This window comes from Gammaproteobacteria bacterium (assembly GCA_041395725.1).
GTDB lineage: Bacteria > Pseudomonadota > Gammaproteobacteria > Pseudomonadales > Pseudohongiellaceae > NORP240.
Genome location: JAWKZW010000001.1, coordinates 4,734,640 through 4,754,906, shown reverse-complemented (window position 1 = coordinate 4,754,906; position 20,267 = coordinate 4,734,640). Strand labels below are relative to the sequence as shown.

At 54.8% G+C, this 20,267-nt stretch carries 15 protein-coding genes and 4 tRNA genes; 17 read left to right on the top strand and 2 right to left on the bottom strand.

What is annotated here, in order from left to right; translation table 11 throughout:
- Positions 1-60: 60 nt before the first annotated feature.
- Positions 61-1,254: a hypothetical protein gene (locus R3F50_20995; GenBank protein ID MEZ5492765.1), complete on the bottom strand. Its 1,194-nt coding sequence runs from the start codon at positions 1,252-1,254 to the stop codon at positions 61-63.
- A 377-nt stretch (positions 1,255-1,631) separates the two neighbouring features.
- Between R3F50_20995 and R3F50_20990 the strand changes: the two genes are divergently transcribed.
- Entirely contained in the window at positions 1,632-2,897 is a 1,266-nt protein-coding gene (locus tag R3F50_20990; protein ID MEZ5492764.1) for a HupE/UreJ family protein, read from the top strand.
- Between the two features lie 77 nt (positions 2,898-2,974).
- Here the strand turns inward: R3F50_20990 and R3F50_20985 are convergent, their stop codons facing one another.
- Positions 2,975-4,024, bottom strand: a complete 1,050-nt coding sequence (locus R3F50_20985; protein MEZ5492763.1) for a peptidyl-alpha-hydroxyglycine alpha-amidating lyase family protein — start codon at positions 4,022-4,024, stop codon at positions 2,975-2,977.
- A 331-nt stretch (positions 4,025-4,355) separates the two neighbouring features.
- On the opposite strand from R3F50_20985, the gene R3F50_20980 reads away from it, so the two are divergent.
- From R3F50_20980 to rpoB, 16 genes are all read left to right on the top strand, one after another.
- Entirely contained in the window at positions 4,356-6,053 is a 1,698-nt protein-coding gene (locus R3F50_20980) for a hypothetical protein (GenBank protein MEZ5492762.1), read from the top strand.
- A 210-nt stretch (positions 6,054-6,263) separates the two neighbouring features.
- A complete protein-coding gene (locus R3F50_20975) occupies positions 6,264-7,976 on the top strand; it encodes a carbon starvation protein A (GenBank protein ID MEZ5492761.1) in 1,713 nt (570 codons plus the stop codon).
- 294 nt (positions 7,977-8,270) lie between these two features.
- On the top strand, positions 8,271-9,287 hold the full coding sequence (locus R3F50_20970) for a biotin--[acetyl-CoA-carboxylase] ligase (protein ID MEZ5492760.1): 1,017 nt from the start codon (positions 8,271-8,273) through the stop codon (positions 9,285-9,287).
- 63 nt (positions 9,288-9,350) lie between these two features.
- Entirely contained in the window at positions 9,351-10,088 is a 738-nt protein-coding gene (locus tag R3F50_20965) for a type III pantothenate kinase (protein MEZ5492759.1), read from the top strand.
- A 255-nt stretch (positions 10,089-10,343) separates the two neighbouring features.
- Positions 10,344-10,427 (top strand) — tRNA-Tyr (locus R3F50_20960).
- Positions 10,428-10,463: 36 nt separating this feature from the next.
- Positions 10,464-10,537 (top strand) — tRNA-Gly (locus tag R3F50_20955).
- A gap of 116 nt (positions 10,538-10,653) precedes the next feature.
- Positions 10,654-10,729, top strand: a tRNA-Thr gene (locus tag R3F50_20950).
- Between the two features lie 267 nt (positions 10,730-10,996).
- Entirely contained in the window at positions 10,997-12,187 is a 1,191-nt protein-coding gene (gene tuf / locus R3F50_20945) for an elongation factor Tu (GenBank protein MEZ5492758.1), read from the top strand.
- A gap of 116 nt (positions 12,188-12,303) precedes the next feature.
- A tRNA-Trp gene (locus R3F50_20940) sits at positions 12,304-12,379 on the top strand.
- A gap of 81 nt (positions 12,380-12,460) precedes the next feature.
- Positions 12,461-12,829 carry a preprotein translocase subunit SecE gene (secE, locus tag R3F50_20935; protein ID MEZ5492757.1) on the top strand — a complete coding sequence of 123 codons (369 nt, stop codon included), beginning with the start codon at positions 12,461-12,463 and terminating at the stop codon, positions 12,827-12,829.
- A 12-nt stretch (positions 12,830-12,841) separates the two neighbouring features.
- Positions 12,842-13,375: a transcription termination/antitermination protein NusG gene (nusG, locus tag R3F50_20930; GenBank protein ID MEZ5492756.1), complete on the top strand. Its 534-nt coding sequence runs from the start codon at positions 12,842-12,844 to the stop codon at positions 13,373-13,375.
- 213 nt (positions 13,376-13,588) lie between these two features.
- Entirely contained in the window at positions 13,589-14,023 is a 435-nt protein-coding gene (rplK, locus tag R3F50_20925) for a 50S ribosomal protein L11 (protein MEZ5492755.1), read from the top strand.
- A 2-nt stretch (positions 14,024-14,025) separates the two neighbouring features.
- Positions 14,026-14,721: a 50S ribosomal protein L1 gene (gene rplA, locus R3F50_20920; GenBank protein ID MEZ5492754.1), complete on the top strand. Its 696-nt coding sequence runs from the start codon at positions 14,026-14,028 to the stop codon at positions 14,719-14,721.
- Between the two features lie 311 nt (positions 14,722-15,032).
- Complete coding sequence (gene rplJ / locus R3F50_20915) at positions 15,033-15,563, top strand: 50S ribosomal protein L10 (protein MEZ5492753.1); 531 nt, start codon at positions 15,033-15,035, stop codon at positions 15,561-15,563.
- A 58-nt stretch (positions 15,564-15,621) separates the two neighbouring features.
- Positions 15,622-15,999, top strand: coding sequence for a 50S ribosomal protein L7/L12 (gene rplL / locus R3F50_20910; GenBank protein ID MEZ5492752.1), 378 nt, complete (start codon positions 15,622-15,624; stop codon positions 15,997-15,999).
- 105 nt (positions 16,000-16,104) lie between these two features.
- Entirely contained in the window at positions 16,105-20,190 is a 4,086-nt protein-coding gene (gene rpoB, locus R3F50_20905) for a DNA-directed RNA polymerase subunit beta (GenBank protein ID MEZ5492751.1), read from the top strand.
- Positions 20,191-20,267: the final 77 nt, after the last annotated feature.

The following is a 20,267-nucleotide window of genomic DNA, read 5'->3' as shown; positions in this document are numbered from 1 at the left end:
CAGGCGAAAAAAAACCGCGGCAGATTGACCTGCCGCGGTTTTTGTTTTCTCAGCTTGCTTTTACAGTTCTGAGGCCGGCCAGGTTGAGGCGCGGTCACGCACTGTTACCGGGCGCATACCCTGGAACAGGAACTTCTGAACTCGCTTGCCTTCGTAGGTTTCGGTGGTGTAGATGTTACCCTCCGAATCCGTGGCAATACTGTGCGGTGCATAGAACAGACCAGGTTGACGGCCGCCGTCACCGAAGGTGTAAAGAACCTCCATGGATTCGCGGTCGATGATGTAGATCTTGAAGTTCTGACCGTCGGCCAGGTAAATGAATTCCTGCTCGTCGTCCGGTGAGAAAGCGATATCCCAGGTTGAGCCCTGTGACAGGGTAGCCGGGGAAATGATTACTTCCCGAACGTAAGTGCCGTCCTTGCGGAACACCTGAATTCGGTCAGCACCTCGGTCGCACACGTAGACCAGGCCATCGAGAGAAGGCTCAGCACAGTGAACCGGGCCACGGAACTGTGAGGGTCCAGGCTCACCCGGGGTATAGGTTACATCGGCATCGTCGTCAGGACGGTTGCCGTAGGCACCCCAGTAACGCTTGAACGCACCGGTGGCCACGTCGACTACCGCTACCCGGCGATTGCGATAACCGTCGGCCAGGTAGGCTTCACCCGCGTCCACGTCGATGGCAATTTCAGCCACCTGGGAGAAGTGAGTTGTGGAGTTACTGTCCCTGTCGTTGCCTGGAACACCCACGGTGCGGATGTATTCACCGTCCCGGGTGAAGACCAGTACGTGGGAGTCACCGCCACCGTTGCCACCGATCCAGACGTCGCCGTTAGGGGCAACTTCGATACCGTGGTTTGAAGCCGGCCATACGTAAGGAGCGCCTTCCTGCGCGCCACCCCAGGCATTAACCAGGTTGCCTTCGATATCGAATTCCAGAATTGGCGGTGCCGGTGTACAGCACTCAGCCACGCCTGCATACAGACCGATTTCGGTGCGCAGCGAGAACATGGATTCCTGGTCGCGATGTACGACGAAGATGTGATCCCGGTCGTCAACGTCGACGCCGATGGTACGTCCCTGCACCCAGTGATTGGGGAGAGGCTTAGGCCAGAACGGATCGACCTGAAAATGCGGAGCCATTACGTCATTGGCGGCGGCCACAGCCGACTCCTGCAGCTGAGATTGACCTATGCCGAGAGCTACCAGTCCTGCGACTAGAACGGCCCCCAGTGTGATTTTAGTTTTTGTCATGCTTCCCTCCGAATACCCACTCGCGGATTTTTCATTATTGATCAAGCAGGGCGAGTATACTCGCTTACTGGGGGTCCGTATACTCGCTGATCAGCTTCCGGTCGGCTTAGTTACAATTTCTGACAATTTGCCAAAGGGCCAGGGGCCGAAATCTGCAGGCCGGGCAGGCCTGCCTCTTGCGCCGGGATAACCTGGTGCATTAAGGTGGCCGGCTCCCGGGAGAGCGCCTGGAATAACCCAAACAATCATCAAACCAGGGTAGTTGAAGCATGCAAGCACTAGTGTCATCTCTTAGGCACCTTGTTTTAAAGGGTCTAATTCCTTGTTTTTTATTGCTATTTTCTGGCTACGTCCTGGCTCATGATATCCCTACGCGGGTGACGGTTTACGCCTTTGTCAAACCGGAAGGCAATCAGCTAAACGTGCTGTTGCGGGTGCCCATGGAAGCGCTGGGCGAGATCGTTTTCCCGACCCGCGGTCCAGGCTACCTGATTATCTCCGAGGCCGATTTCGAACTGCAGGACGCTGCTCGCGTCTATATTACTGAATCTATTGCCTTTTTTGAAAACGGTGTGGAGCTTGAAGAAAAGTCCCTGGAGCGGGTTAGGGTCTCGCTGCCCTCCAACCGGTCATTCAGCAGCTACGACGACGCCTACGCAAACATCACCAGTCCGCCGCTGAGTGACGATGTCAATCTGTTCTGGCGTCAGGGGCTGCTGGATATGCAGGTCACCTTTACCATTGATTCCGCTCAATCCGACTTCTCGGTGGATCCGAAGCTGGGAACCCTGTCGGATCAGACAACGACCGTGTTGCGCTTTCTGCCCCCTGGCGGTGGCGAGCGGGTCTTCAATTACACCGGTAACCCGGGAGAAGTCCTTCTCGATCCGCGCTGGTATCAAGCAGTTTATCGCTTTGTCGCGATGGGTTTCACCCACATTCTGGAAGGGCTCGACCACCTGCTGTTCCTGTTCTGCCTGGTAATCCCGGTGCGCAGTATTCGCGGCCTGATTCCGGTGGTCACCTCTTTTACCGTGGCGCATTCCATCACGCTCCTGGGTTCCGCCTTCGGACTGTCGCCGGGAACGCTCTGGTTTCCCCCGCTGATCGAGACGCTGATCGCCCTGTCTATCGTTTACATGGCCTTTGAAAACATTGTCGGCGCCAGACTGTCCCACCGCTGGATAGTGACTTTTGGTTTCGGTCTGATTCACGGATTCGGCTTTGCCTTTCTGTTCAGCGACACCCTGCAGTTTGCCGGTGGTCACCTGTTTTCTTCGTTGCTGGCGTTCAACGTGGGCGTGGAACTGGGGCAGTTGATGATTCTACTGCTGGTGATCCCGTTGTTGAATCTGTTGTTTCGCTACATCGTGGCTGAGCGGGTAGGGACCATCCTGCTGTCCGCGCTGATAGCCCATAGCGCCTGGCATTGGATGATGGATCGGGGATCTCTGTTGAGTCAGTATCAGGTTCAGATGCCGGTTCTGGATGCCCAGTTCTTTGCTGGTCTGATGCGCTGGGGGATGCTGGCAATTATCGCTGCTGCGGCAGTCTGGGGTATGTATGAGGTTTTTCGCCGCTTTGGTGCGGTGACTCCGATTCTTGGAGGCAGGGCCCCTGCCGAGAAACTCGAATCCTCCTGATATTGGTAGCGCTATAAAAAAGGCGGAATCTCAGGATTCCGCCTTTTTTATGTCTTATCACACTCGACAGGCTGGAGTCACTGCCGGAGCCGGTATTTCCGCAGCTTCCGCTGGGCAACCTCGGCGCCGTACACATTGCCGTCTTCGTCAGCCGTAACACCCTCTGCCACGCTGGTTCCCCGGGCTGCGCCGGAGTTGGGGTCGGGGATGAAGGCGGTGACAAAGCCGTCCACGGCACTGCCGATGCGAATGCCGCGGTACCAGCCGGAGTTCCGCCGGGGGCCGGTGTTGGACTCGGAATCCGCCGAATAAAGTACATCGTTGGCGTCGATATAGAGGCCGCTGGGCCGGCCAAACTGGGTCCAGGTGTCGATGTGGTTGCCGTCCTGGTCGAAAATCTGCAGCCGGCTGTTGGCACGGTCAGCAACGAACAGGCGACCCTGGGAGTCCATTGCGAGGGCGTGAGGGACACGGATTTCGCCGTCTTCGGAGCCAGTCCCACCCCACTCCATAAGGTATTCACCTTCACTGGAGTACTTGACGATGCGGTTGTTGCCATCCGCCGAGTGTCCATCGGCGACAAAAATGTCACCATTCGGCGCCACCAGAACGTCGTTAGGCTGATCAAAGATATAGTGTCCCTTACCTGCCAGGCCCGGTTGACCCAGGCTCATCAGCAGTTCACCCTCCGGACTGAACTTGTGTACCTGGTGTCCCATGCCGCGGTCATCGTCACCACGGGCGTCGGCTATCCAGACATTGCCTTCAGGGTCCACGTGGATGCCGTGGGGCCACACGATCAGTCCGGCGCCAAAGCTGCGTACCACATTGCCCTGCGGGTCGATAAGAAAAATCGGGTCCAGCTCTGGTGTGTCAAGGCAATTACCATTGGCGCCGCAACGTTCGGCCGCCCAGAGGTAGCCGTCGCCTGCGTAATACACGGTGCTGGTGGCTCCCCAGGTCCGGCCGTTCGGGAGGGTTACCCAGTCTTCCTGAGCGGGGTTTACGGTTTCATAAGGGTTTGGAATGACATTGGGATTGTCCAGTTGGGCCACTGCCTGTGTGGTTATCAGGCAAGCTGCCCCCAGGCATGTAATCCAGGCTGTTAGTGATCTTAGACGAGACATTGTTTTCCTCCGCTCCATTGCGCTACAAGGGATGACTGCTACCTGACAAAAGGTATCTCACTGTACTGGATTATCCTACGGATGTCTCTGTCCCCTGGCAGGCAGAAGTCCCAACCCCAGGCCCCTGAAGTCTCATGGGTACGCCATGTCGGTTACCTCCAGGGGAGGGCGAGTGGGCGTAATCACCGTCTTTTTGTCCCGGGGTGGCAGAAGCAGTCTCGTCTGCCGCATCGATGGGGCATTTCAGCTCTGTCAGCAGACCGTGCCGGCTAACTTTCCGGGATAATGTGCAGTACAATCCCCCCGCGATTTTGACAACTGGAGTGTTACGATGAAACTGCTGCGAAACTTGGGTGTCACCCTGGTTGGAAGTCTGCTGGCTGCCGCCAGCGCCTATGGCCTGCCCGATCGGGTCGGCGACTTTGCGTTACTCGACGGTACTGGCGAATTCCACCAGTTCAGCCGTTACGGGCATAGTGAGGCACTGGTCATTATGGCCTATGCTGAAGACTGTGCCGCCATGGGGCCGGCACTCGACCAGTTCCGCTCGGTTCAACAGGCCTGGCAGGAGCAGGGAATCGCCTTTATGCTGATCGACGCCGAAAATATCGGCCGCTCCGAGGTTGCCCGGGTGAATGCCGGCATGCCGGTTCTGGTGGATGACGGTCAACTGGTTTCAGAGACCCTGGGCTTTACCTCCGCGGGCGAGGTGGTGGTGCTGGATCCCGATCGACTCACTGTCCTGTACCGTGGGCCAGTACATGAACAACTGACCGCTCATATTCAGGGCGCCACCGAGGGAAGCATCGATGCAACCACTGTGCTGCCGGCTTCCGGTTGTGCTATCGACTACCCCGTGAAGGAGATGCACGCGAATAATGTGCCTGATTACGCCACCGACGTGGCGCCAATCATCGCGGAGCAGTGCGCAATCTGCCACCGTGAAGGCGGTATTGGCCCCTTCGCCATCAACAGCCATCTGATGCTGCAGGGCTGGTCGCCGATGATCCGGGAAGTATTGTTATCCAAGCGTATGCCGCCAGAGCAGGTGGATCCGGCTATCGGGCATTTCGACAACGCACGGTACATTTCCGAGCAGGATTTACAGACGCTTGTCCACTGGATCGATGCCGGCGCGCCGCGGGGGATGATCGCCTCAGACCCGCTTGCCGAATTGACCTTTCCAGGCCTGGATGATTGGCAGCTCGGAGAGCCTGATTACGTTATCACGGCGCCCAGGCAGGAGATTCCTGCCACCGGTGTGTTGGACTATATCAACGTAGATGTCGAGTTACCGTTTGATGACGACCAGTGGGTTCGCGCTGTGCAGTTTGTACCGGGCGATCGTTCTGTTCTGCACCACCTGCTGACCTATGTCACCGCGCCATCAGAAAACTTTGAAGGCGGTGAGCAGGACACCCGCTCCATCGCCAGACGTTTTCTTGAAGGCTATGCGCCCGGTAAGATTGAGGCCATGGAGTTTCCGGAGGATACCGGGGTCTTTATCCCGGCAGGTCACAAACTGTCCATGCAGTTTCACTACACCACCAACGGTCGAGCCACTTCCGACGAAACCACGTTGGGGCTGTACCTCTATGATGAGCCACCGAAATACGAAAATTTCACCCGTTCCGTGGCAACCATGTTCAGAATCCCGCCCTATGCCAGGGATCATGAGCTGAAGGCCCAATATACCTTTGAAGAGGATGTGGTTGTAACCGGCTTGCGGGCCCACATGCACTTCCGTGGTAAAGACATGAAGTTTTCCGTTCTGCAGCCGGACGGCTCGCTGAAGGATCTGCTCAGCGTCCCCAACTACAGCTATGCCTGGCAGCCCACCTACCAGCTGTCGGAGCCGGAGTTTATTCCGGCGGGATCGCGGGTAGTCGTGTCAGGATCTTTCGATAATTCCGAGTACAACCCGGCAAACCCGGATCCCAGCAAGGAGCTTACCTTCGGCTTGCAAAGCTGGGACGAAATGTTTATCGGGTACTGGACCTACCACGCGGCTGAGCCCACCAACCCCTGACGGCTGCTGATATAACGCGGCCGGTGCAGAGCTCTTTCCAGCGGACAGGGCGGCCCTGCACCGGCCGCCTGATTCGGCTGATTAGCCGCGAAACGGCGAAATAAGTGCCGTTCGGCCAATATTGCCACGTCATTGCGTTGTGTCGGGTGACATTAACTTGCTATTATTCGTCGGCTTTTTTTCCATAATAAAAACCTGGGAGAGCGGTATATGTCCTCGCTTTTTATCATCATCTTTGGACTCGCGGGATTTACATTCGGCTGGTTCGTTTACTCGAAATTCATCGCCGAAAAAATCTATCGGCTCGACCCGGATTACGAAACCCCTGCCCACCGGTTAAACGATGGCATCGACTACGTACCTACCAACAAGTTTGTGTTGTGGGGTGCGCACTTCACCGCTGTTGCTGGTGCGGCGCCCATCGTGGGGCCCGCCATTGCAGTCTATTGGGGATGGGTGCCGGCTCTTCTGTGGGTGACCCTCGGTTCCATCTTCTTCGCGGGCGTCCATGATATGGGAGCTCTCTGGGCCAGTACCCGGCACGGCGCGAAGTCGATCGGTGCTCTTTCAGAAAGCGTGATCGGCAAGCGGGCGAGATCGCTGTTCATGGTTGTCATCTTTCTTCTACTATTGATGGTCAACGCGGTATTCGGCAGCATCATTGCCAATGAAATGGTCGAGTTTCCCACTTCCGTATTCCCGGCCTGGGCGGCAATTCCCGTGGCTATCGCCATTGGCGTGTTAATTCGCCGGAAGTACAACCTGCTGCTCATTTCTGTGGTTGGTGTGGCAATACTTTACTTCACGATTTACATCGGCAGCATCTGGCCTCTTGGACTGCCTGAAGAGATCCCCGTGCTGGGCGACAACGGTTCATGGATAATTATCCTCTTCGTCTATGCAGGTATCGCGTCCATGTTGCCGGTCTGGCTGCTACTTCAGCCCAGGGACTACATCAACGGGGCGCAGCTGGTTATTGGCCTGTTGGTTCTCTACTCGGCAGTTCTGATTACCGGTCCCGAAATCACGGCGCCGGCATTTAATCAGAATCTCGCCGCGGGGACGCCACCTCTGTTCCCGATGCTTTTTGTGACCATTGCCTGCGGTGCGATCTCCGGGTTTCACGGGATTGTTTCGTCCGGTACCAGTTCCAAGCAGATCAGCAATGAGAAGGACGCGCGGTTTGTGGGTTATCTTGGCGCCCTGGGCGAAGGCTCTCTGGCACTGATTACGATCGTTGCGGTGACAGGCTCACTCTATGCCGCCACTGGTGCCGATTGGAGCACGATCTATCCTGCCTACAACCAGGGGCCACCGGCCAGCAAATTCATCGAGGGTGGTGCCGAGCTGATCTTCCAGGGCTGGGGTATGTCATTAGCGTTCTCGCAGACCATGCTTACTGTCATGGTAGTGCTGTTCGCCGGAACCACAATGGATGCCGGCTTGCGACTGCAGCGGTATATCATTCAGGAGTGGGGTGATATCTACAAGATCAACCCGTTAAAGAATAACTATATCGCCACCTTGCTGGCAGTGGGCACCTGTCTGCTGCTGGCGTTTGGTGCATCGGTGGAATATCCGGGCGATGGCGGCAACAGGATCTGGCCTATTTTCGGTGCCGGCAATCAGATTCTGGCGAGCATGACCTTGCTGGTGATTTCCATTTACCTGATGAAGCTCAAGCGTAACTTCCTGCCAACCCTGCTGCCCATGATTTTTGTTATCGTGGTGGCATTCTGGGCCAGCGGTCTGTCGCTTATTACCTACGTTCGGCAGGCCAACTGGTTGTTGGTGATTCTCAGTCTGGCGGTTATGGCTGCCAGTATCGTCGTCATGCTGGAGGCACTTTCCGAGATATCGAAACTCCGAAAAGGAGAGTCGACACTGGCGGAAGAGGATCCGGCAAGTTCCGGCGGCGAGTAAGGATCAGCCTGGTGGGCGATCCTGGCGGCAGAAATGCCGGTAGGGTTTGCCCGCACAGGCGGCAAGGTAAGTAACAGGAGGGAGACGTGAAGTTGTCACGCTCCCTTTTTTGATGGTGGCTTTTTGATGGTGGCGTAACTGCCTTTGATCGCGCCTTTCGCTGAAGTTTCCGGTGCGTTTCGCTAAGCTGCGGGTGCTTCAGGCGCTGCGCTGCGAGCTTGGATCCCGGCGTGACTCGTCGCGCTAACAACTGTGTTTGCCCGCAACTCTCTGTTTCACTGAACTCACTACGTCATGACCTCGCGCTCTCTATTGAACATCCTGGCCGACGGCAAGTGGCACGGCAGGGCGAAACTGCTCGCTGAAACCAGGCTTGATCTTAAATCTCTGGAGGCTGAGTTGGTCGGGTTTCCGGACGAGGGGCTGAACCTTGAGGTTGACGAGGTGCGTGGCTATCGATTGATCGAGCCCCTGATCCTGCTTGATCGCGATCTGATAGGGGCCGCAATCAGCCCCTCTCTGCAGAAATCGCTGGCCTGCTTCGAAGTGCATCAGACTATCGACTCAACCAACTCACAGGCCATGCGCTGGTTGAGTGGTGGGGGCAGGGGGCAGGGACTGTTCCTGGCGGAACAACAGCTCAGCGGACGAGGCAGGCGAGGGCGGACCTGGGTGAGCCCTCCGGCACGCAATATTTACCTGACCGTGGTCTGGCCCGTGCCGGATCTGCAGTCAGCACTGGGTGGGTTGAGTCTGGTTACGGCGCTGAGTCTGGTTGACGGTTTACGTGCGGCTGGCGTGCAGGGTGGCGAATCGTTGCGGGTCAAATGGCCGAATGATGTCTGGCTCGGCGATGCGAAGCTGGCCGGCATTTTATTGGAGCTGCACGGAGCTCAGTCCAGTTCCGCTCATGTGATAATCGGTATGGGTATCAATGTGTCCCTGTCCGAGCGGGATCGGGCAAGTATCGATCAGGCGGCGACGGATCTCCGTTCCTGGGGTAATTCAGCCATTGATCGCAATAGCCTGGTCGCAGCGATCCTGTCGCATCTGGAGAAAAACCTACAGCAGCTCTTTGTCAGTGGGTTTGAGCCATTCCGGGCGCAATGGAGTCGCCTGGATGCCCTGCATGGCCAGGAAGTGGAAATTACCGATGGTAAAAGACGGTTAAACGGTATGGTAAAAGGTGTCGGCGCTACTGGAGCGTTAATCCTTCAGAGCGACGATGGTGATCAGCAGGTCAGTGGCGGCGAAGTCGCACCGTCATTGCGACCGGTGAGCACGGCAGCAGAACAGTCTGATCAAGAATAACCGGATGCCTGATCAGAGAATCTTCTCATTCAACAGCTGGAAAAGACCCCATCGGACTGAACCATGATTCTGGAATTGGACATTGGCAACACGCGCATAAAGTGGCGCGTAATAGACCTTGAAGATGTGGTGAAAGCAGCGGGAGTGGCAGACAACCTGCAACAGTTATTCGACCAGACGGTCAGAGCCTATTCGCTGCAGCGGGTCCGGGTAGCCTGTGTGCGGGCCGAGGGGTTTCTGCCGGATCTCATCCGCCAGTTACATGAGCAATGGGGGCTGACGGTGCAGGTAGCAAAGGTGTTGCGCGAATGTCAGGGAGTAACGGTCGGTTACAGTGATCCGCAGAAACTGGGTGTGGACCGCTGGCTGACCCTGCTGGCTGCCCATCGGGATGCTGCTGGCGCTGCTGTTATAGTAGACTGCGGAACTGCACTGACTATCGACCTGGTCGAAGCCAGCGGGAGGCACCTGGGTGGCTATATTGTCCCGGGTTTCAGGCTGAGTCCGGAGGCGCTGACTCGAAATACTGCAATTCGCCTGGCACCCCGGCCAGTCTGGAGTCTGGAGCCGGGCAACTCCAGCGAAGACGCTATTTATCATGGCACACTGGTGATGTTGACGGCGCTGGTGGAGAAAGTGATCGCGCGGGAGCTCCGGCAATTGTCCGCCTGCGGCGTGCCTGTTCTCTATTTGACCGGAGGGGATGCGCCCTTACTAAGAGATTTCCTGACAACCGATGGCGTTGAAATCCGTGAGGTGCCGAGCCTGGTGTTCGACGGTCTTGGTCTGGCTTTGCCGTGATAAGGCCGGGGACGGGTTGTCGCGGAGTAATTGCGAGGGGCGCAGCCAGGCCAGGTTACCCATTGCGGTGTTTCCTTCCCGGTTGAATTGAGGTGAGCTTGAGCCGATCAGGCTGACTTCGCGCCTGTCTGACCAGCCCGTTATCGTGAAGGTTAGAAAATCTCCGCGAAACGATTGCACAAGGTTAGCAATTCCCCTAAAATGCCGCGTTTGAATCAGAGGGCCAACGGAATTTGCTCCAGGGGAGCTCTGCGGGGAGGGGTTCCCGAGCGGTCAAAGGGATCAGACTGTAAATCTGACGCGAAAGCTTCGGTGGTTCGAATCCACCCCCCTCCACCATCTGGAAACAAGCCGAGAACGTATTGTTTCTGGCAGGCGGGTATAGTTCAGAGGTAGAACCCCAGCCTTCCAAGCTGGTCGCGCGGGTTCGATTCCCGCTACCCGCTCCATCTTATAAGTCGTATGTCGTATAAGGTTAGGGCGAAGTAGATAGAGTAATAAAAAGTTGCTGATCAATTAAACTGCGGACCGCTGGCCTCTGGTCGGCCAGATCCTACAGGGGTTGGCTCGCATAGCTCAGGCGGTAGAGCACTTCATTGGTAATGAAGAGGTCTCCGGTTCGACTCCGGATGTGAGCACCATTCCGCAGGCTCGTGGTATCAGCTGGGCAGGGTCAGCAGATCCTAAAAGATAGCAGGACAAAAATAGCAGCAATAAGTAACAAATAACAAAGGTGCTGGTGACAGGCCCGTGTCAAGGTCGAGCCAGGCGATCAGAATTACCCGGCACATAACCCAGATTACAAAATAACTCCGCGGCGGGAAAAAACACGCCCGGTAGAAAACGGCAGTAAAGCTTGTAGACAGTTAGAACTTAGACTCAGCTATAAGAAGGTAGAGGCAGGCAAAATGGCGAAGGAAAAATTTGAAAGAACCAAGGTACACGTAAACGTTGGCACGATTGGTCACGTTGACCATGGTAAGACGACGTTAACGGCAGCGTTGACAAAGGTATGCGCAGAAGCCTACGGCGGCAGTGCAAGGGCGTTTGATCAGATCGATAACGCGCCGGAAGAGCGGGAGCGTGGTATCACCATTGCGACTTCCCACGTGGAATATGATTCGCCAAATCGTCACTACGCCCACGTTGACTGTCCGGGGCACGCGGACTACGTGAAGAACATGATTACCGGTGCGGCGCAGATGGACGGCGCGATTCTGGTTGTGTCTGCAGCGGATGGTCCGATGCCACAGACGCGCGAGCACATTCTGCTGTCCCGTCAGGTAGGTGTTCCGTACATTGTTGTGTACATGAACAAGGCTGACATGGTTGACGACGAAGAGCTGCTGGAGCTGGTGGAGATGGAAGTTCGGGAACTGCTGGACAGTTACGAATTTCCGGGCGACGACACGCCGATCATTATCGGTTCGGCGCTGAAGGCGCTGGAAGGTGATACCTCTGATATAGGTGCGCCGTCGGTGATGAAGCTGGTGGAAACTCTGGACAGCTACATTCCTGAGCCTGAGCGTGACATCGATAAGCCATTCCTGATGCCGATCGAAGACGTTTTCTCGATTTCGGGTCGAGGTACGGTAGTTACCGGCCGTATCGAGCGTGGCATCGTGAAGGTGGGCGACGAGATCTCGATTGTGGGTATCAAGGACACTACCAAGACAACCTGTACAGGTGTTGAGATGTTCCGCAAGCTGCTTGACGAAGGTCGTGCGGGTGAAAACGTTGGCGTACTGCTGCGTGGGACCAAGCGTGAAGACGTTGAGCGTGGCCAGGTACTGGCGCAGCCGGGAACGATTACGCCTCACACCAAGTTTGAATCGGAAGTGTATATTCTGAGCAAGGACGAGGGTGGCCGTCATACGCCATTTTTCAAAGGCTACCGTCCGCAGTTTTACTTCCGTACAACCGACGTAACGGGCTCTGTTGAGCTGCCGGAAGGTGTTGAGATGGTGATGCCGGGGGACAACATCAAGATGGAAGTGACGTTGATAGCACCGATTGCGATGGATGAAGGTCTGCGTTTCGCGATCCGTGAAGGTGGCCGAACAGTCGGTGCCGGCGTGGTAGCCAAGATCCTCGAATAAGAAATTAGCGTAGCAAGACGACGAGCCGAAACATCTGATTGGGTGTTTCGGCTTAGTCATCTTTAGGAAAAACTGAAATCTGTCTGCAAGGTAAGCCTTGCAAAGGCAAAGAATCTAGGCCAGTAGCTCAATTGGCAGAGCAGCGGTCTCCAAAACCGCAGGTTGGGGGTTCGATTCCCTCCTGGCCTGCCAGCTTTGAAGCTGAGCAGGTAAAGCGATACTCACACGGTCTGGATTAGAGGCTGGATTGAAACACAAGATCACGGAACTCTTATGGCTGAGAAGGTAAACGAGCAAAGTAAAGGGATGGACTGGTTGAAATGGGCTGTCGTCGCCGTGCTGGTTGGCGGGGGCATTTACGCAAACACCTACTTTGCGGCTGAATCGCTTTTATTAAGAACGGTGGGTTTACTCGTGCTGGCCGCTCTGGCCGGGTGGGTGGCTGTACAAACCACAAAAGGGCGTGCCTTTCTGGATCTTTGCCTTGAGGCACGAGTCGAGATCCGCAAGGTTGTGTGGCCGACCCGTCAGGAAACCACCCAGACCACAATCGTAGTACTGGTCGTCGTTTTTATCGTAGCGTTGATTCTCTGGCTTCTTGACTGGGGCTTAAACGGCATTGTTTCGGTCATTATCAGCTAAAGGGATTCACTCATGACTAAACGTTGGTATGTGGTGCACGCCTATTCCGGCTACGAAAAGAAGGTAATGAACGCACTGCAAGAGCGCATTACCTTATCTGGCATGGAAGATTATTTCGATGAGGTGCTGGTTCCTACCGAGGAAGTGCTGGAGATGCGCGGCGGTCAGAAGCGCAAGAGCGAGCGGAAATTTTTTCCTGGCTATGTGCTGGTCAGAATGGAGCTGAACGACGATACCTGGCACCTTGTCAAGGACACGCCCCGGGTCATGGGGTTTATCGGAGGCACCCCTGAAAAGCCGGCGCCGATCACTGATAAAGAGGCTAACAAGATTCTTCAGCGCATGGAGGCCAGCGAAGAGACGCCTACCCACAAGACTATTTACGAGCCTGGTGAAATGGTTCGGGTTACTGACGGTCCTTTCAATGATTTCACGGGCACAGTTGAAGAAGTGAACTACGAAAAAAGTCGCCTCCGGGTGGCGGTATTGATTTTTGGCAGGTCCACTCCGGTCGAACTTGAATTCGGTCAGGTGGAGAAAAGTTAGGAAGCGCTTTTTCGAAAGGCGTTTTTCAGGGCGGGTGCAGTGTTGGGCTCCTCTTCATCGCCATGTCACGGCGAGTGTCAAAGGGTTTCACCACAGTATCCATTTTAGAAGTCGAGTCCCGCAGCAGATATTTTGGGACACGCCGGGGAGCTTGATAGCGGGTCCGCGAATGCGGATGGCTGAAGCAAGCGTTTGAACCCAAAGGAGTAGCACATGGCAAAGAAAGTACTGGCTTACATCAAGCTCCAGGTTGGAGCTGGCAAAGCAAATCCAAGTCCGCCAGTCGGTCCCGCACTGGGCCAGCATGGCGTAAATATCATGGAGTTCTGCAAGGCGTTTAACGCGCAGACCCAGGGTCTCGAGGCAGGTCTTCCGATTCCGGTGGTTATCACCGTGTATGCAGATCGCAGCTTTACCTTTATCACTAAAACCCCGCCGGCGGCGATTCTTCTTTTCAAGGCCGCAGGCCTGCAAAAAGGCAGCGGCAGACCGAACACTGAAAAAGTGGGCAAGGTTAACCGCGCACAGCTGGAAGAAATCGCGGCACAGAAAATGCCGGATCTGACTGCAGCCAGTATGGATGCGGCGGTGCGAACGCTCGCTGGTACCGCACGCAGCGCAGGTATCGAAGTAGAGGGGGTTAACTAGTCATGGCGAAACTTACCAAGAAGCGCAAAGCTATTCGGGAAAAAATAGGTGAAAAAACTACCTTTACGATCGACGAAGCAGTGGCTTTGTTGAGCGAATTCAGTTCCGGCAAGTTCAAGGAATCACTCGATGTGGCGGTGAACCTTGGGGTTGATCCTCGTAAATCTGATCAGGTGGTTCGCGGGTCCACTATTCTGCCAAACGGCTCCGGTAAATCGGTTCGTGTGGCGGTATTTGCCCAGGGCGAAAATGCCGAGAAAGCCAAAGCGGCGGGTGCCGATGTGGTCGGGTTCGACGACCTGGCCGAGAGCATACTGGCTGGCAACCTGGATTTTGACGTGGTGATAGCCTCTCCCGATGCCATGCGAGTGGTCGGCAAGCTTGGCCAGGTGCTCGGCCCCCGAGGCCTGATGCCCAATCCAAAGGTGGGAACTGTCACCGCGGATGTGGAAGGGGCAGTCAAGAATGCCAAGGCCGGTCAGGTTCGCTACCGAACCGATAAGAAGGGCATTATCCATGGCGGCATTGGTCAGGTGGGCTTTGAGGCGGATGCCGTCAAGGGGAACCTGGAAGCACTGCTGGCCGACCTGAAAAAAGTCAAACCTGCTTCGTCCAAGGGTGTGTACATCCAGAAAGTTGTTCTTTCTTCTACGATGGGCCCGGGCCTGGTGATTGACCAGTCTTCATTAACTATTTAACGCTGTCGGATCGACAGCGTAGTGATGCGGTTGGTATCAGGAGCTTCAGTCATCGATTCTCGATTTTTGAGTGATTGATAAAAAACCCGCATCATTACCAACTTTGGGGTTCTGCCTGGCTTTGTTCTGGCAGGGCCATCAAAGACCGTAGGTGTGGCCGCTCAGGCGACCACTTAATTTTGGCCTACGCAGATGGTGTAACCCGACCTGGATCAAGCCGTACCGGGTCATGATCACCGTTTATAAGTCGGCACGGTTACCCCGGTAGCTGTGTCATTCAACGACTGGAAACAGTCAAAGGAGTATAGCTAGTGGCTATTAGACTTGAAGACAAGAAGCAAATCGTCTCTGAAGTCAACGAGGCTGCTAACAGTGCTTTGTCAGCAGTGCTCGCCGATTATCGCGGCGTCACTGTGAGTGACATGACAGAGCTTCGTAAAAGTGCTCGAGAAAACAAGGTCTACCTGCGGGTTGTCAGAAATACGCTCTTGAAAAGAGCTGTTAAAGACACTGACTTTGAGTGCATTAATGAAGTTCTGGTTGGTCCAACAATCCTCGCATTTTCCCAGGAAGATCCCGGTGCCGCTGCTCGCGTGCTGAAGGATTTTGCCAAGGATCACGACGATTTTGAGATCAAGGCGCTGTCAATAGGCGGCAAGCTCCTGGATGCCAGTGACATCGATGTATTGGCCAAATTGCCTACGTATGATCAGGCAATTTCCATACTGATGAGCGTCATGCTGGCTCCGGTTACCAAGCTTGCCAGAACCTTTAACGAGGTTCCGTCCAAGGTTACCCGCGCGGTTGCAGCGGTACGTGACCAGAAGAAAGAGGCGGCCTGAGCCTGAGTTCTGTAAACGATTTTTTAACTTTTTAAATTTTAACTAGGAGATAAGAGTCATGGCTCTTTCTAAAGAAGAAATTCTTGATGCAATCGCCGAAATGTCGGTAATGGATGTAGTCCAGCTGGTCGAAGCGATGGAAGAAAAATTTGGCGTTTCCGCTGCCGCTGCAGTTGCTGCTGCACCCGCCGCTGCTGGTGGTGAAGCCGCCGCTGTGGAAGAGAAGGATGAGTTTGATGTCATTCTCGCCGGTGCCGGTGAGAAGAAAGTCAACGTCATCAAGGCCGTTCGTGCCATCACTGGCCTGGGCCTGAAAGAAGCCAAGGAACTGGTAGACAGCGCACCTTCAACAGTTAAGGAAGCTGCCTCCAAGGGTGAAGCTGAAGAAGCCAAGAAGCAGCTGGAAGAAGCTGGCGCGACCGTCGAGCTCAAGTAAAGACGTCGTTGCCTGTGCGGTATTGTCAAAGTCAGGCCGGATTTATTTCGGCCTGACTTTGGTTTACTGAATTACACCAAAGTTGATGATGCTAGGAAAACGCTAATGGCCTATTCGTACACTGAGAAAAAACGTATTCGCAAGAATTTTGGCAAATTGCCATCGGCGATGGATATTCCCTATCTGTTGTCGATTCAGGTCGACTCTTACAAGCAGTTTACCCAGGTTGATCTGACTCCGGAAGAGCGTCTTGATCAAGGACTGCATGCGGCATTTAAGTCAGTTTTTCCTATCGTCAGCTATTCCGGCAAGGCCGTGCTGGAATACGTCAGTTATGAGTTGGGCAAGCCGGTTTTTGACGTCAAGGAATGTCAATTACGAGGCTCAACCTACTCAGTATCCTTGCGGGTTAAAGTCAGGCTGATTCTTTATGATAAGGAATCGACCACGCAAACAATCAAGGATATCAAGGAGCAGGAAGTTTACATGGGCGAGATTCCGCTCATGACCGATAGCGGCACGTTTGTGATCAATGGGACAGAGCGGGTAGTAGTGTCTCAGCTGCATCGATCCCCGGGTGTATTTTTCGACCATGATCGCGGTAAAACCCATAGCTCAGGGAAGCTGCTGTATTCCGCGCGGGTAATTCCCTATCGTGGTTCCTGGCTGGATTTTGAGTTTGATCCGAAGGATCTCGTTTACGTTCGAATCGATCGTCGTCGAAAGTTGCCGGCCACGGTTCTGTTGCGGGCGCTGGGTTATAGTTCTGAAGAAATCCTGTCCACGTTTTTCGAGAACGACCAGTTCAAGATCTCACACACCAAGGAGCCTTCTTTTTCATTGAAGCTTGTTCCCAGCCGCCTGCGCGGCGAAGTGTTGTCGTTCACGGTCAAGGACAAGAAAGGCAAAGTCATTGTCGAGGAAGGTCGCCGGGTTACCAGTCGACATATTCGTGAGATGGAAAACGCCAATCTGACAGATCTCAAGGTGAGTCGTGAGTATCTGGTAGGGAAACCGCTGGCTCGGGATATTATCGATACCGAAACCGGTGAGGTGAAGTTCGCCTGTAACACCGAAATTACAGAAGAAATACTGGATACGCTGCTCGACTACAAGGTTAAGAGTTTCGAGACCATTTACACGAACGACCTGGATTGTGGCTCGTTCGTCTCCGATACCTTGCGTATCGATTCCACTACTTCGAAGTTGGAAGCGATGGTGGAAATTTACCGCATGATGCGTCCGGGTGAGCCTCCCACGAAGGATTCCGCGGAAAATCTTTTCGCCAATCTGTTCTTCTCACCGGAACGCTACGACCTGTCGGCAGTCGGCCGCATGAAATTCAACCGTCGTCTGGGGCGCCAGGACTCGACAGGGGAATCGGTACTGAGCGTCGACGACATAACCGACGTTCTCAAGACTCTGATAGCCATTCGTAACGGTTTCGGTTCGGTGGATGATATCGATCATCTGGGTAATCGACGGGTCAGATCCGTAGGAGAGATGGCTGAGAATGCCTTCCGGGTCGGCCTGGTTCGCGTCGAGCGGGCGGTGAAGGAGCGCCTCAGTATGGCGGATTCCGAAGGCCTGATGCCGCAGGATATGATCAATGCCAAACCAGTTGCCGCGGCGATCAAGGAGTTCTTCGGTTCCAGCCAGCTGTCCCAGTTTATGGATCAGAACAACCCGCTTTCCGAAGTTACTCACAAGCGCCGCGTTTCGGCTGTTGGGCCAGGTGGTCTGACCAGGGAAAGAGCAGGATTTGAGGTGCGGGACGTGCATCCTACGCACTATGGTCGAGTCTGCCCGATTGAGACACCGGAAGGTCCGAACATCGGCCTGATCAATTCACTGGCGACCTACGCCAGAACCAATTCCTATGGGTTTCTTGAAAGTCCGTATAGAAAGGTTAACAGCAATAAGGTAACGGACGAGATTGATTTTCTCTCGGCGATCGATGAGAGCGATTTTGTAATCGCGCAGGCCAGCGCGGCCCTTAACGCTAAGGGTGGCTTTGTAGATAATCTGGTAACCGTCCGTTACAAGGGTGAAACCACCCTTAAACCCCGGGAAGAAGTTGACTACATGGACGTTGCACCTCAGCAGATGGTGTCGGTTGCAGCGGCTCTGATTCCATTCCTGGAGCACGACGACGCAAACCGGGCATTGATGGGTTCCAACATGCAGCGCCAGGCTGTGCCGACGCTGAAGACCGAGAAGCCCCTGGTGGGAACCGGTATGGAGCGTAACGTAGCACGGGATTCTGGCGTGTGCGTGGTCGCTGAGCGTGGTGGTGTTATCGAGAGTGTCGATGCGGCGCGAATCATTGTGCGGGTGAACGACGAGGAAACGGATGCCGGTGAGGCAGGTGTAGATATCTATAACCTCACTAAATATACCCGGTCCAACCAGAATACCTGTATCAGTCAGCGACCGCTGGTCGGTGAGGGCGATATCATCAATAAGGGTGATATTCTGGCCGATGGTCCGTCTATCGATACCGGAGAGCTGGCACTTGGCCAGAATATGCGTATCGCGTTCATGCCCTGGAACGGTTATAACTTCGAGGATTCCATCCTTATTTCAGAACGGGTGGTTAAGGAAGATCGGTTCACAACCATTCACATCCAGGAGCTGACCTGTGTCGCCCGGGATACCAAGCTGGGTTCGGAAGAGATTACCGCCGACATACCCAATGTGGGTGAAGGTGCCCTGAGCAAGCTGGACGAGTCCGGTATTGTCTATATCGGTGCCGAGGTGAAGGCTGGCGATATCCTGGTGGGCAAAGTAACGCCGAAAGGTGAAACTCAGCTTACTCCGGAAGAGAAGCTGCTGCGGGCCATCTTTGGCGAAAAAGCCTCTGATGTGAAAGATACTTCTTTGCGTGTGCCTACCAGCGTTACCGGCACAGTTATCGATGTGCAGGTCTTTACCCGTGACGGCCTGGAGAAGGATCAGCGTGCCATCGAGATAGAGCAGATGCAGCTGAGCAAGGTCCGCAAGGATATTGAGGACGAATACCGCATCGTCGAGGGTGCCACGTTCGAGCGGCTTGAAAAAGCTTTGCTCAACAAAGTAGTGGCAGGTGGACCGGGCATCAAGAAGGGCGCCAAGGTAACCAAGGAATACCTGACCAGTCTGGATCGGGCAGACTGGTTCAAGCTGCGGATGTCCAATGATGCGGCGAATCAGCAATTGGAACGGGCAGAGGAGCAGCTTAAAGAGCGCCGTCTGGAGCTTGATGAGCGTTTCGAAGACAAACGGACAAAACTGACCCAGGGTGACGATCTGGCGCCCGGCGTACTCAAGATCGTCAAGGTTTACCTGGCTATCAAGCGCCGTATCCAGCCAGGTGACAAGATGGCGGGACGACACGGAAACAAGGGTGTGATTTCAGCCATTATGCCTGTCGAAGATATGCCTTACGATGAGAAGGGTGATCCGGTGGATATTGTGCTGAATCCTCTGGGGGTGCCTTCCCGAATGAACGTGGGACAGATTCTCGAGACTCACCTGGGAGCCGCCAGCAAAGGGCTTGGGGACCGCATCAACGCCATGCTCGAGCAGCAGAAGAAGGTGGCCGAGATCCGCAAACTGCTGGAAGATATTTACAACAAAGTTGGCGATCGCAAAGAGGATCTGAAGAGTCTTACGGACGACGAGATCCTGGTATTGGCCAATAATCTGCGAGACGGCGTGCCCATGGCAACACCGGTATTTGACGGTGCGGTTGAGTCTGAAATCAAGGACATGTTGAAGCTGGCGGAAATAGACGAAAGTGGTCAGGTGGTACTGCATGACGGTCGCACCGGAGAAGCCTTCGATCGAAAGGTGACTGTCGGCATCATGTATATGCTGAAGCTTAATCACCTGGTTGATGACAAGATGCATGCCCGATCAACCGGCTCCTACAGTCTTGTCACTCAGCAGCCGCTGGGCGGTAAGGCCCAGTTTGGTGGCCAGAGATTTGGTGAAATGGAAGTGTGGGCACTGGAAGCGTACGGGGCAGCCTATACGCTGCAGGAAATGTTAACGGTCAAGTCTGATGACGTCGCTGGCAGAACCAAGATGTATAAGAACATCGTGGATGGCGATCATCGCATGGAGCCAGCAATGCCAGAGTCGTTTAATGTGCTCCTGAAAGAAATCAGGTCTCTGGGCATCGACATGGAACTGGATCAATCCAAGTAACACCGTTGCACGAATCCGTTAAATAGAAACCAGTGATTTATGAGACCCGTCACCCTCAACAAGGTGACGGGTGGAGG

Coding starts and splice junctions, on each gene's coding strand:
- R3F50_20995 (MEZ5492765.1), bottom strand. CDS start 1,254: ATGACAAAAACTAAAATCACACTGGGGGCCGTTCTAGTCGCAGGACTG.
- R3F50_20985 (MEZ5492763.1), bottom strand. CDS start 4,024: ATGTCTCGTCTAAGATCACTAACAGCCTGGATTACATGCCTGGGGGCA.
- R3F50_20980 (MEZ5492762.1), top strand. CDS start 4,356: ATGAAACTGCTGCGAAACTTGGGTGTCACCCTGGTTGGAAGTCTGCTG.
- R3F50_20975 (MEZ5492761.1), top strand. CDS start 6,264: ATGTCCTCGCTTTTTATCATCATCTTTGGACTCGCGGGATTTACATTC.
- R3F50_20970 (MEZ5492760.1), top strand. CDS start 8,271: ATGACCTCGCGCTCTCTATTGAACATCCTGGCCGACGGCAAGTGGCAC.
- R3F50_20965 (MEZ5492759.1), top strand. CDS start 9,351: ATGATTCTGGAATTGGACATTGGCAACACGCGCATAAAGTGGCGCGTA.
- tuf (MEZ5492758.1), top strand. CDS start 10,997: ATGGCGAAGGAAAAATTTGAAAGAACCAAGGTACACGTAAACGTTGGC.
- secE (MEZ5492757.1), top strand. CDS start 12,461: ATGGCTGAGAAGGTAAACGAGCAAAGTAAAGGGATGGACTGGTTGAAA.
- nusG (MEZ5492756.1), top strand. CDS start 12,842: ATGACTAAACGTTGGTATGTGGTGCACGCCTATTCCGGCTACGAAAAG.
- rplK (MEZ5492755.1), top strand. CDS start 13,589: ATGGCAAAGAAAGTACTGGCTTACATCAAGCTCCAGGTTGGAGCTGGC.
- rplA (MEZ5492754.1), top strand. CDS start 14,026: ATGGCGAAACTTACCAAGAAGCGCAAAGCTATTCGGGAAAAAATAGGT.
- rplL (MEZ5492752.1), top strand. CDS start 15,622: ATGGCTCTTTCTAAAGAAGAAATTCTTGATGCAATCGCCGAAATGTCG.
- rpoB (MEZ5492751.1), top strand. CDS start 16,105: ATGGCCTATTCGTACACTGAGAAAAAACGTATTCGCAAGAATTTTGGC.